Origin of the sequence: Hydrogenophaga sedimenti, assembly GCF_051857515.1 — a bacterium.
GTDB lineage: Bacteria > Pseudomonadota > Gammaproteobacteria > Burkholderiales > Burkholderiaceae_C > Hydrogenophaga.
On record NZ_JBPZHA010000001.1, the window covers coordinates 554,058 to 564,855 of the forward strand.

At 67.0% G+C, this 10,798-nt stretch carries 13 protein-coding genes and 3 tRNA genes; 14 read left to right on the forward strand and 2 right to left on the reverse strand.

Translation table 11 applies throughout. From position 1 onward, the window contains the following. Window positions 1-40: 40 nt before the first annotated feature. On the forward strand, window positions 41-718 hold the full coding sequence (rpe, locus tag ACS5NL_RS02590) for a ribulose-phosphate 3-epimerase (protein WP_439352017.1): 678 nt from the start codon (window positions 41-43) through the stop codon (window positions 716-718). Continuing rightward, window positions 718-1,422, forward strand: coding sequence for a phosphoglycolate phosphatase (gene gph / locus ACS5NL_RS02595; protein WP_439352018.1), 705 nt, complete (start codon window positions 718-720; stop codon window positions 1,420-1,422). Before rpe ends, gph begins: the two co-directional genes overlap by 1 nt. Here the strand turns inward: gph and ACS5NL_RS02600 are convergent. Both ACS5NL_RS02600 and ACS5NL_RS02605 read right to left on the reverse strand, forming a co-directional pair. Continuing rightward, window positions 1,416-2,546: an ABC transporter substrate-binding protein gene (locus tag ACS5NL_RS02600; RefSeq protein ID WP_439352019.1), complete on the reverse strand. Its 1,131-nt coding sequence runs from the start codon at window positions 2,544-2,546 to the stop codon at window positions 1,416-1,418. The two genes, gph and ACS5NL_RS02600, sit on opposite strands and share 7 nt — an antisense overlap. Before the next feature lie 114 nt (window positions 2,547-2,660). Further along, window positions 2,661-3,257 carry a chalcone isomerase family protein gene (locus ACS5NL_RS02605; RefSeq protein WP_439352020.1) on the reverse strand — a complete coding sequence of 199 codons (597 nt, stop codon included), beginning with the start codon at window positions 3,255-3,257 and terminating at the stop codon, window positions 2,661-2,663. Window positions 3,258-3,631: 374 nt separating this feature from the next. Between ACS5NL_RS02605 and trpE the strand changes: the two genes are divergently transcribed. The 12 genes from trpE to ACS5NL_RS02665 form a co-directional block, all read left to right on the forward strand. Further along, window positions 3,632-5,131, forward strand: a complete 1,500-nt coding sequence (gene trpE, locus ACS5NL_RS02610; RefSeq protein WP_439352021.1) for an anthranilate synthase component I — start codon at window positions 3,632-3,634, stop codon at window positions 5,129-5,131. Window positions 5,132-5,136: 5 nt separating this feature from the next. Beyond that, window positions 5,137-5,733 (forward strand): anthranilate synthase component II, encoded by a 597-nt coding sequence (locus ACS5NL_RS02615; RefSeq protein ID WP_439352022.1) that lies wholly within the window; start codon window positions 5,137-5,139, stop codon window positions 5,731-5,733. Further along, a complete protein-coding gene (gene ltaE, locus ACS5NL_RS02620) occupies window positions 5,730-6,803 on the forward strand; it encodes a low-specificity L-threonine aldolase (protein ID WP_439352023.1) in 1,074 nt (357 codons plus the stop codon). Before ACS5NL_RS02615 ends, ltaE begins: the two co-directional genes overlap by 4 nt. Before the next feature lie 19 nt (window positions 6,804-6,822). Continuing rightward, window positions 6,823-7,473 carry a LysE family translocator gene (locus ACS5NL_RS02625; protein WP_439352024.1) on the forward strand — a complete coding sequence of 217 codons (651 nt, stop codon included), beginning with the start codon at window positions 6,823-6,825 and terminating at the stop codon, window positions 7,471-7,473. A gap of 15 nt (window positions 7,474-7,488) precedes the next feature. Then, window positions 7,489-8,541 (forward strand): anthranilate phosphoribosyltransferase, encoded by a 1,053-nt coding sequence (gene trpD / locus ACS5NL_RS02630; RefSeq protein ID WP_439352025.1) that lies wholly within the window; start codon window positions 7,489-7,491, stop codon window positions 8,539-8,541. 10 nt (window positions 8,542-8,551) lie between these two features. Continuing rightward, a complete protein-coding gene (locus ACS5NL_RS02635; RefSeq protein ID WP_439352026.1) occupies window positions 8,552-8,695 on the forward strand; it encodes a hypothetical protein in 144 nt (47 codons plus the stop codon). Next, entirely contained in the window at window positions 8,688-9,488 is an 801-nt protein-coding gene (gene trpC / locus ACS5NL_RS02640; RefSeq protein ID WP_439352027.1) for an indole-3-glycerol phosphate synthase TrpC, read from the forward strand. Before ACS5NL_RS02635 ends, trpC begins: the two co-directional genes overlap by 8 nt. Before the next feature lie 66 nt (window positions 9,489-9,554). Beyond that, entirely contained in the window at window positions 9,555-10,262 is a 708-nt protein-coding gene (locus ACS5NL_RS02645) for a uracil-DNA glycosylase (protein WP_439352041.1), read from the forward strand. A gap of 46 nt (window positions 10,263-10,308) precedes the next feature. Then, a tRNA-Tyr gene (locus ACS5NL_RS02650) sits at window positions 10,309-10,394 on the forward strand. A gap of 17 nt (window positions 10,395-10,411) precedes the next feature. Further along, window positions 10,412-10,485: transfer RNA gene (locus tag ACS5NL_RS02655), tRNA-Gly, on the forward strand. Window positions 10,486-10,558: 73 nt separating this feature from the next. Further along, a tRNA-Thr gene (locus ACS5NL_RS02660) sits at window positions 10,559-10,633 on the forward strand. Window positions 10,634-10,676: 43 nt separating this feature from the next. Next, window positions 10,677-10,798: GTP-binding protein (locus ACS5NL_RS02665; RefSeq protein ID WP_233246005.1), on the forward strand; the 122-nt coding region annotated here is incomplete at its 3' end.

Here is a 10,798-nt window from a genome sequence, read left to right on the forward strand (position 1 = left end):
CTGCGAAAATGCGCCCTTCGACCTCCGGACTTCCCGCCCCATGACCACCTACCGCATCGCCCCGTCCATCCTTTCTGCAGACTTTGCCCGCCTGGGCGAAGAGGTCCGCAATGTCGTCGCCGCCGGCGCCGACTGGATCCACTTCGACGTGATGGACAACCACTACGTGCCCAACCTGACCTTCGGCCCCATGGTCTGCCAGGCGCTCAAGCCGCACGCCAGGAAGCCCGACGGCACGCCGGTGCCGATCGACGTGCACCTGATGATCCAGCCGGTGGACGCGCTGGCCGGTGCCTTCATCGACGCGGGCGCCGACCTGGTGAGCTTTCACCCCGATGCGAGCGCTCACGTGTACCGCAGCGTGCAGGCCATCAAGGCCAAGGGCTGCAAGGCCGGCCTGACCTTCAACCCGGCCGAGCCGCTGGACGTGCTGGACTGGGTGATCGAAGACATCGACCTGATCCTGATCATGAGCGTCAACCCGGGTTTTGGTGGCCAGAGCTTCATCGATTCGGCGCTGCGCAAGATCGAAGCGGCGAAGAAGCGCATCGAGGCCTCGGGCAAGGACATCCGCCTGGAGGTGGACGGCGGCATCAAGGCCGACAACATCCGCCGCGTGGCCGACGCGGGCGCCGACACCTTCGTGGCCGGCAGCGCGATCTTCGGCAAGACGGACTACAAAGCCGTCATCGACGACATGCGAAAGGCGCTGGCCTGATGCTGGGCCCGATTCAGGCGGTCATCGTGGACCTCGACGGCACGATGGTCGACACGCTCGGTGATTTCGAAGAGGCGCTGAACCGGACGATGGCCGACCTCGATCTGCCGCCGGTGACCCGCGCGCTGATCGAGCGCACCGTGGGCAAGGGCTCGGAGCACCTGATCCGCTCGGTGCTGGCGCACCAGCTGGCCCTGCCCGAAGTGACCGGGCTGGCCAATGTCTGCCAGGCGCGCAACGCCGACACGCTCTACGAGCCGGCCTGGCAGCGCTACCAGCACCACTACCAGCGCATCAATGGCCAGTTCTCGGCGGTGTATCCAGGGGTGGTCGAAGGGCTGGCAGCGCTGAAGGCCCGCGGGCTGCCGATGGCCTGCCTGACCAACAAGCCGCTGGCCTTCGCGCAGGGCCTGCTGGTGGCCAAGGCACTCGACGGATTTTTCGGCTGGACCTTTGGCGGCGACAGCTTCGCGCGCAAGAAGCCCGACCCGATGCCGCTGCTGGGCACCTGCGCCGCGATGGGCGTGGCGCCGCCGCGGGCGCTGATGCTGGGCGACTCGCAGAACGACGCGCAGGCGGCCCGCGCCGCGGGCTGCCCCGTGGTGCTGGTGAGCTACGGGTACAACCACGGCGAACCGGTGCAGCAGGTCGGCGCCGACGCCTGTGTCGACCGGCTGGACGCGCTGCCGGCGCTGATTCAGTAGACCAGCCGGGCGTCGGCGTTGACCACGCCGATGTCGACCCAGCTGCTGCCCACGTTGCTCTTGGCGAAGTTGACGCGGAAGCCGCCCAGGTCGACCTCGCCCATGCGGCGCAGCGCCTCGGCCAGCCCGCCGGGGGTCAGGGGCCTGGCCCGCCGTGCCGCCTCGAAGAACACGCGGGCGGTGACGTAGCCCTCCATGTGGAATCCGGTGTGGGTGGTCATGGCCGGGTGCGTGGTCTGCATCGCGGTCCTGAAGGCGCGCTGCAGGGGCAGCGTGACGCCGGCCGGGTTGGGGTAGGTCTGGGCGATGCCCACGCCGCGCGCGCCCTGGCCGGCGAACTTCTGCAGCGCCGAGGGCGGCAGGTACGACAGCGTGAAGATCATCTGCGACACCCCGGCTGCGCGCAGCGCCGCGATGCTCTCACCCACGAACTTGGGCGCCCCGACGACCAGTGCAGACTGCGGCGCGGCGGTGGCGATGGCTTTGGCGGCCTGGGCGATCGAGGCCGCGTCGGTGCCGGCCTTGGCTTCCACGATCTGCAGACCACCGCCGTCGGCCGAGGCGGCCGCCTTGGCCGAGGCCAGCCCGGAGCTGCCGATCGGCAGGTCCTGGAACAGCACGCCCATGGACTTGATGCTCAGCGCGCGGGCGTGCGAGACGATCTTCTGGATCTGCTGCGCATCGCCGGCGCGGATGTGGAAGAACTTCGGGTGTCCCGGATCGCGCAGCACGCCGGCGCCAGGCACGGCGTTGAGGATGGTGATGTCGGTGCTGTCCAGCAGCTTGCTGTCGAGCAGCGCCTTCAGGGTGGCCGAACCCAGCGGGGCCAGCAGCGCCACCGGCTTGCGGGCCATGGCTTCGTCGAGCCGGGCCTTGAAGCCGTCGAAGCTGTAGGCGTCGTCCAGCTTGAGCAGCTGGACCTTGCGGCCGTTGATGCCGCCTCGGGCGTTGATTTCCTCAAAGCCCGCGACCAGGCCCTCGTTGAGCTCCTTGGGGTCGGGAGCGGGCAGGACGGTGAACGGCCCGATCTGGGCGACGACGATGTCACCGGATTCCTGGGCGAGGGCGGGCAGGGGAAGGCTGCCGGCAAGGGCGGCGGCCTGAAGCAGATGGCGTCGGAGCATGAAGGGGCGGGTTGGCGAAAAAAGCCGGATTGCACCCGCACCCGCCCTGGTGCTCCACAGGGATAACCCTTGAGTCGTGACCGCCGGTCGCGCCAGGGGTACAGACGGAGTTTGTTACTTCCGGATGCCCAGCAAGGCGTCCTTGAGCGCCCAGTCGGCCGGCTTGGGGCCGAGCCAGATCCGCATCAGTGCTTCAAAAAATTCCGGCTCCTTGAACGGTTCGCCCTCGACCTGCCCCTTGATCGTCAGCACGGTGCCCGTGCCCGGAATCCAGTCGAGCACGAAGTTCTCGCCGGCCTTGAGCGTCTTGTGGTTGGTGAAGACCTGGCTCATGCGCATCACGCCGGGCACCAGCTTGGCGAAGCTGCCCTTTTCCATGTTGTCTTCCATGCCGCGCGAAAACAGCTTGCCCAGCTCGGCCGAGTCGATGTCGCGCAGCATGGTGATCGTCATGCGCTTGGGGCCGGGCTGGTCGAGCAGGCCGTCCGGCGTGCTGGCCGGCTTTTCAACATAGAAACCGGCCGTGTACACCTTGAACACGGCCTTGTAGCGGATGCCGGCACCGTTGAGTACCAGCGGTTTTCCCGCCACGGTGACGCGGTCGTCGATTTTCACGCCGGCCACCTCGACCGCCCAGGCGGAGAGGCTGGCGGTCAGGGCGGCGCCCAGGGTGATCTGGCGCAGGATGCGGCTCACGCTCGGTGGATACATGGGTGGGTGCTCCGAATAGAACGATCGTTCGTTTGTGCATTGTCCGCAAAGCGGTGCGCAGGAACAAGAGGGGCAACACCTCCCGACGGCGCGGCAGCCGGCCGGGAACGTCACGCGGGCGACCGGCTTTGCTACACTGCGCCGGTCATGTCTGCTTCATTCACGTTCCTCGCAGGTTTCGCAGCTGGCCGCAATGGCCGGGGAGCCTGGCCCTGGCGCAAGCCAGCGTCAACGTGAACTCTCCCCTCTGAAGGGGCCCCGGTCCGGTCGCGACGCGACCCCTCCCGCGCCCCGCTAGCCTGCAGCCCTCGCTGGCTGCGACCCCCACAGATGGCACGGCGGCCACAGCGCCCCAGCCCACCGGAGCAAGAACCGTGATCACCGAACTCGAATTCAAGAGCCTCGCGCAACAGGGCTACAACCGCATCCCGCTGATGGCCGAGGCCTTTGCGGACCTCGAAACCCCGCTCTCGCTCTACCTCAAGCTGGCCCACGGCCGGGGCGACGGCGCCAACAGCTTCCTGCTCGAATCCGTCGTCGGCGGCGAGCGATTCGGCCGCTACAGCTTCATCGGCCTGCCCGCGCGCACCCTGCTGCGCGCCAGCGGCTTCGGCGCCGCCGCCAGGACCGAGGTGGTGCGCGACGGCACCGTGGTCGAGACGAACCACGGAAACCCGCTGGACTTCATCGAGACCTACCAGCAGCGCTTCAAGGTCGCGCTGCGGCCCGGCCTGCCGCGCTTCTGCGGGGGCCTGGCCGGTTACTTCGGCTACGACGCGGTGCGTTACATCGAGAAGAAACTCGAAAACAGCTGCCCGCCCGACACCCTGGGCACGCCCGACATCCTGCTGCTGCAGTGCGAAGAGCTGGCGGTCATCGACAACCTCTCGGGCAAGCTCTACCTGATCGTCTACGCCGACCCGGCCCAGCCCGAGGCCTACGCCAACGCCAAGAAGCGGGTGCGGGAGCTCAAGGAAGCGCTGAAGTATTCGGTGGCCGCCCCGGTGGTCAAGCCCAGCCAGGGCCATCCGGCCGAGCGCAGCTTCGCCAAGGCCGATTACCTGGCCGCCGTGGACCGCGCCAAGGAGCTGATCGCCGCCGGCGACTTCATGCAGGTGCAGGTGGGTCAGCGCATCAGCAAGCGTTACACCGAGTCGCCGTTGAGCCTGTACCGCGCGCTGCGCTCGCTCAACCCCTCGCCCTACATGTATTACTACCACTTCGGGGATTTCCATGTGGTGGGGGCCTCGCCCGAAATCCTGGTGCGCCAGGAGCACACCGAAGAGGGGCAAAAGGTCATCATCCGCCCGCTGGCCGGCACCCGCCCGCGCGGCGCCACACCCGAGAAAGACAAGGTGACCGAGGTCGAGCTGCTGGCCGACCCGAAGGAGCGCGCCGAGCACGTGATGCTGATCGACCTGGCGCGCAACGACATCGGCCGCATCGCGAAGATCGGCTCGGTCAAGGTGACCGAGGCCTTCGTGGTCGAGCGCTACAGCCACGTGATGCACATCGTGAGCAACGTCGAAGGCATGCTGAACGACGGCATGACGAACATGGACGTGCTCAAGGCCACCTTCCCGGCCGGCACGCTGACCGGCGCGCCCAAGGTGCACGCCATGGAACTGATCGACCAGCTCGAACCCGTCAAGCGCGGCATCTACGGCGGCGCCTGCGGTTACCTGAGCTACGCGGGTGACATGGACGTCGCCATCGCCATCCGCACCGCCATCATCAAGGACCAGACCCTGCACGTGCAGGCCGCGGCCGGCGTGGTGGCCGACTCGGTGCCCGAGATGGAATGGAGGGAAACCGAACACAAGGCCCGTGCGCTGCTGCGTGCGGCGGAACTGGTGGAAGAAGGCCTGGAGTGAACGATATGAGCAAAGCCATTCAAGTCCTCATGGTGGACAACTACGACTCGTTCACCTTCAACATCGTGCAGTACTTCGGCGAACTCGGTGCCGATGTGACCGTGGTGCGCAACGACGAGATCACGGTGGACGAGATCCAGCGCCGCCTGGACGCCGGGCAGGTGGACCGCCTGGTCATCTCGCCCGGGCCCTGCTCGCCGGCCGAAGCCGGCATCTCGGTGCCGGCCATCCAGCATTTCGCGGGGAAGCTGCCCATCCTCGGCGTCTGCCTGGGTCACCAGAGCATCGGCGCGGCCTTCGGCGGCCAGATCGTCCGGGCGCAGGAGCTGATGCACGGAAAAACCAGTGTGATCACTACCACGCAGGAAGGCGTGTTCGCCGACCTGCCCGGGCAGTTCACCGTCAACCGCTACCACTCGCTGGCCATCGAACGCGAGAGCTGTCCGGACTGCCTGAAGGTCACGGCCTGGACGCCGGACGGCGAGATCATGGGTGTGAAGCACAAGACGCTGGCGATCGAGGGCGTGCAGTTCCACCCCGAGAGCATCCTGACCGAGCACGGTCACGCGATGCTCAAGAACTTCCTGGAGCAGGCCGCATGAAAACCGTTGACCTCAGAAGCGACACGGTCACCCAGCCGACCGAAGCCATGCGCGCCGCGATGATGGCCGCCCCCCTGGGCGACGACGTGTTCGGCGACGACCCGACGGTCAACGCCTTGCAGGAACGCATCGCCGCGCTGACAGGCAAAGAGGCTGCGCTGTTCATGCCCTCGGGCACGCAGAGCAACCTCTGCGGCATCCTGGCGCATTGCGGCCGCGGCGACGAGTACATCGTCGGTCAGCTGGCCCACACCTACCGCTACGAAGGCGGTGGTGCGGCGGTGTTCGGCAGCGTGCAGCCGCAGCCGCTGACGCAGGACGCGCAAGGCCGCATGGCGCTGTCCGACATCGCGGCGGCCATCAAACCCGACGATCCGCACTTCGCGCGCACCCGCCTGCTGTGCCTGGAGAACACCTGGAACGGCCACGTGATGCCCGACGACTACCTGCGTGGCGCCACGGCGCTGGCACGGGAAAAGGGTCTGAACACCCACCTCGACGGCGCGCGGGTGTTCAACGCGGCGGTCGCCTCGGCCGCGCCGGGGCAGGCGGCGGTCGACCGTCTGCGCGAGATTGCCGACCACTTCGACAGCCTCTCGGTCTGCTTCAGCAAGGGCCTGGGCGCGCCGGTCGGATCGGCCCTCTGCGGCTCGTCCGAACTGATCGCCCGCGCCCGCCGCATCCGCAAGATGGCCGGCGGAGGCCTGCGCCAGGCCGGCCTGCTGGCCGCCTGTGCGTTGCACGCGCTGGACCAGCATGTGGACCGGCTGGCCGACGACCATGCGAACGCGCAGCGCCTGGCCGAAGGCCTGGCCGGCATGGCCGGCCTGACGGTGAAGTCGGCACAGACCAACATCGTGTTCGTCGATGTGGCCGATGGACGCGGGCCGGCGCTGCTGGAATTCCTGAAGACGAATGGCGTGCTGGCCACCGGCCTGATCGGTCTGCGCTTTGTCACCCACCTGGATGTGGATGCGGCGGGCATTGACCATGCCATCGCCACGGTGCGCCGTTTCTTTGCCGAGGCGCCGGCCTCCGCCCCCGCCGCCGGACGCACCGGCCCGTACTGATTCCGCCCTGGAGACGCCCATGCCCGACACGACACACCTTCTGATGTTCATCGCGGCGGGCTGGCTGCTCAACCTCACGCCCGGCCCCGATGTGCTCTACATCGTGACGAGTGCGCTCAAGAGTGGCGTGCGTGCCGGCATCGTTGCCGCGCTGGGCATCGTCAGCGGCTGCTTCGTGCACGTGTTGGCGGCGGCGCTTGGCGTGGGGGCGCTGCTGGCGACTTCGGCCACCGCGTTCACCGTGCTCAAGTGGGTGGGTGCGGCTTACCTGCTGTGGATGGGCGTCAGGCTGCTGCTGGCCAGGGGCGGTTCGTCGGTGGTGCCCGTGGCGACTGAAGCCGCCGCCAGCGCGCCGGACCTCTGGCGGGTTTTTCGCCAGGGTTTCCTGACCAACGTGCTCAATCCCAAGGTGGCGCTGTTCTTCCTGGCCTTCGTGCCGCAGTTCATTGCGCCCGGCACCGAGGACAAGGTGACGGCCTTCCTGCTGCTGGGCCTGCTGTTCAATGTGAACTCGCTGCCGATCAACTTTGGTTACGCCTGGCTGGCCGGCTGGGCCTCGCGCCGCGTTGGCGCGGTGCAGCGCGCCATGCACTGGATGGACCGCGCCGCCGGCGTCATGTTCATCGGCTTTGGCCTCAAGCTCGCCCTGTCCGACAATCCTTCCCGCTGATTTCCGGAGACCTTCATGCCCCACGCCCACAAGATCACCCCGCAGGAAGCCCTGCAGCGCACCATCGAGCACCGCGAGATCTTCCACGACGAGATGCTGCACCTGATGCGGCTGATCATGAGTGGCGAGATGTCGCCCGTGATGATGGCGGCCCTGATCACCGGCCTGCGCGTGAAGAAGGAAACCATCGGCGAGATCACCGCTGCCGCGCAGGTGATGCGCGAGTTCTCGACCAAGGTGCACGTGGCCGACAAGACGCATCTGGTGGACATCGTGGGCACCGGCGGCGACGGCTCGCACACCTTCAACATCTCCACCTGCTCCATGTTTGTGGCTGCGGCCGCGGGCGCCAAGGTGAGCAAGCACGGCGGACGCAGCGTCTCCAGCAAGAGCGGCAGCGCCGACGTGCTGGAAAGCCTGGGCATCAACATCAACCTGCCGCCCGAACAGATCGCGCGCAGCATCGCCGAGGTCGGCGTGGGCTTCATGTTCGCGCCCAACCACCATCCGGCCATGAAGAACGTGGCGCCGGTGCGCCGCGAACTGGGCATCAAGACCATCTTCAACATCCTGGGGCCGCTGACCAACCCGGCATCGGCACCCAACATCCTGATGGGTGTGTTCCACCCCGACCTGGTCGGCATCCAGGTGCGTGCGCTGCAGCGCCTGGGCGCCGAGCACGCGGTGGTGGTCTATGGCCGCGACGGCATGGACGAGGTCTCGCTGGGCGCGGCCACCATGGTGGGCGAACTGTGCAACGGCGAGATCAACGAATACGAGATCCATCCCGAAGACTTCGGCCTGACCATGGCCAGCAGCCGCACGCTGCGGGTCGAGACGCCGGAAGACTCCAGGGCGATGCTGCTGGGCGTGCTGGAAAACCGCGCCGACCCGGTGCTCAAGGCCGCCAAGGACATCGTGGCGCTCAACGCGGGCGTGGCCTTGTACGCCGCCAATGTGGCGGCCGACATGAAGCAGGGCATTGCCCTGGCCCGCCAGACCATCGAATCGGGCGCCGCTGCGGCCAAGCTGGCCCAGTTGAAGGCCTTCACCCAGGCGACGACCTGAGGGACAGACCATGCCGGTCTGGCTTCAGAACGAAGGCGCCTGGATCGCCCTGGGCGTGTCCGCGCTGTTCATCGTCGCCGGCGTGGCGATGCACCGCATCATCAAGAAAGTGCTGCAAACCCCGCAGCCAGAGGAATCGAAGCAACATGAGTGACATCCTGCAGAAGATCGTGGCGGTCAAGCACGAAGAGATCGCCGCCGCGCGCAAGAAAAAGCCGCTGGAGGCCATGCGCTTCGACGCCGAAAGCCGTGTGCTCACGCGCGACTTCGAAGGTGCCCTGCGCGCCAAGGTCGCGGCCGGTCAGGCGGCGGTGATCGCCGAGATCAAGAAGGCCAGCCCGAGCAAGGGCGTGATCCGCGAAGACTTCATCCCGGCCGACATTGCCCAGAGCTACGCCGAGGGCGATGGCCAGGTCAGCGCCGCCTGCCTGTCGGTGCTGACCGACCGCCAGTTTTTCCAGGGCAGTGCCGATTACCTCAAGCAGGCCCGCGCCAGTTGCGACCTGCCGGTGCTGCGCAAGGACTTCATGGTCGATCCATACCAGGTCTACGAGGCCCGGGCCATGGGGGCCGACTGCATCCTGCTGATCGCGGCCTGCCTGGAGGACGCGCAGATGGCCGATCTGGAGGCCATCGCCCACGGCATGAACATGGCCGTGCTGGTCGAGGTGCACGACCGTGCCGAACTGCTGCGTGCCCTGAAGCTCAAGACCCGGCTGGTGGGCATCAACAACCGCAACCTGCGCACCTTCGACGTCACGCTGCAGACCACGCTGGACCTGCTGCCCGACGTGCCGGCCGACCGCCTGCTGGTCACAGAGTCGGGCATCCTGGGGCGGGCCGATGTGCAGACCATGCGCGCGGCGAACGTGAACGCGTTTCTGGTGGGCGAAGCCTTCATGCGCGCGCCCGAGCCGGGATTGGCACTGGCCGAACTGTTTGCCTGAACGCCGGTGCAGCAGTCGTCTTTCAACTGGGAAGGGGCGCCCGCGCAGGCGTCTGGCCAGGAAGCCGTGCCATGGTTGCGCGAGATCGATCCAGGCCTCTGGCCGGTGGGTGAAGGCTGGAGGGCGCTGCTGGACGGCTTCTGGGCAAAACCGGCCGGACAGTCACTCCTGGCCTTTCTGCGGCAGCGGGTGCGGGATGGGGCTGTGGTGTATCCGCCACAGCCACTGCGGGCGCTGTCACGGGGCGGGCCGGCGTCGGTCCGGGTCGTGATCGTGGGACAAGATCCTTACCACGGGGCCGGACAGGCCGAGGGACTGGCCTTTTCGGTCGCGCCCGGGGTTCGCATTCCGCCCAGTCTGCGCAACATCTTCAAGGAACTGCGGCGCGATCTGGGGCAGGCAATGCCGGACGGCGGGTCGCTGATGCCCTGGGTCGAGCAGGGGGTTCTGCTGCTCAACACCAGCCTGACGGTCGAGGATGGGCAGGCCGGCAGCCACGCCGGGCGTGGCTGGGAGGTGCTCACCGATGCCGTGATCGAGGCCTGCAATGCCTCGGGCGACGGCAAGGTCTTCATGCTCTGGGGCGCCCACGCCCAGAAGAAGGCCCAGGCCATCGACCGGTCGCGTCATGAAGTGTTGTGCGCCAACCACCCTTCGCCGCTGTCCGCCTCCCGCGGCCCTGTGCCTTTCCTGGGCTGCGGTCATTTCAGCGCCGCCAACCGGTGGCTGGCGGCAAGGGGTCGAACGCAAGTGGACTGGAAGTTGGTGGGCTGACGTGACACAGCCGAAAAAACCGTGGCATAATGTTGGGCTGCGTTGTGGAGGGGTGGCCGAGTGGTTAAAGGCAGCAGACTGTAAATCTGCCCGCTAACGCGTACGCTGGTTCGAATCCAGCCTCCTCCACCAATGACTGCGGCGTTTGCGCGGGAGTAGTTCAATGGTAGAACCCCAGCCTTCCAAGCTGATGACGCGGGTTCGATTCCCGTCTCCCGCTCCATCGCCGGTTGTTGGGTTTGTTGTTGTGACGCAGAGTTGATTTTCCAGATGTCCGGCGTGTGCCGGGTGTCTTGGCCCTTGTGGCTCAGTGGTAGAGCACTCCCTTGGTAAGGGAGAGGTCGCGGGTCCGATTCCCGCCAAGGGCACCATCTTTGTTCTGGTGTTTCGGCAATTTTGTTTTGGAGCTGAAAAATGGCAAAAGAGAAATTTGAGCGGACCAAGCCGCACGTGAACGTTGGCACGATTGGTCACGTGGACCACGGCAAGACGACGCTGACGGCCGCCATCACCACCGTGCTGGCAGCCAAGTTCGG

Excerpts from the sequence above, each read along its gene's own strand:
- ACS5NL_RS02600 (WP_439352019.1), bottom strand. The coding sequence starts at position 2,546 with ATGCTCCGACGCCATCTGCTTCAGGCCGCCGCCCTTGCCGGCAGCCTT.
- ACS5NL_RS02635 (WP_439352026.1), top strand. The coding sequence starts at position 8,552 with ATGCCGGTCTGGCTTCAGAACGAAGGCGCCTGGATCGCCCTGGGCGTG.
- ltaE (WP_439352023.1), top strand. The coding sequence starts at position 5,730 with ATGAAAACCGTTGACCTCAGAAGCGACACGGTCACCCAGCCGACCGAA.
- gph (WP_439352018.1), top strand. The coding sequence starts at position 718 with ATGCTGGGCCCGATTCAGGCGGTCATCGTGGACCTCGACGGCACGATG.
- trpC (WP_439352027.1), top strand. The coding sequence starts at position 8,688 with ATGAGTGACATCCTGCAGAAGATCGTGGCGGTCAAGCACGAAGAGATC.
- ACS5NL_RS02605 (WP_439352020.1), bottom strand. The coding sequence starts at position 3,257 with ATGTATCCACCGAGCGTGAGCCGCATCCTGCGCCAGATCACCCTGGGC.
- ACS5NL_RS02625 (WP_439352024.1), top strand. The coding sequence starts at position 6,823 with ATGCCCGACACGACACACCTTCTGATGTTCATCGCGGCGGGCTGGCTG.
- trpD (WP_439352025.1), top strand. The coding sequence starts at position 7,489 with ATGCCCCACGCCCACAAGATCACCCCGCAGGAAGCCCTGCAGCGCACC.
- ACS5NL_RS02615 (WP_439352022.1), top strand. The coding sequence starts at position 5,137 with ATGAGCAAAGCCATTCAAGTCCTCATGGTGGACAACTACGACTCGTTC.
- rpe (WP_439352017.1), top strand. The coding sequence starts at position 41 with ATGACCACCTACCGCATCGCCCCGTCCATCCTTTCTGCAGACTTTGCC.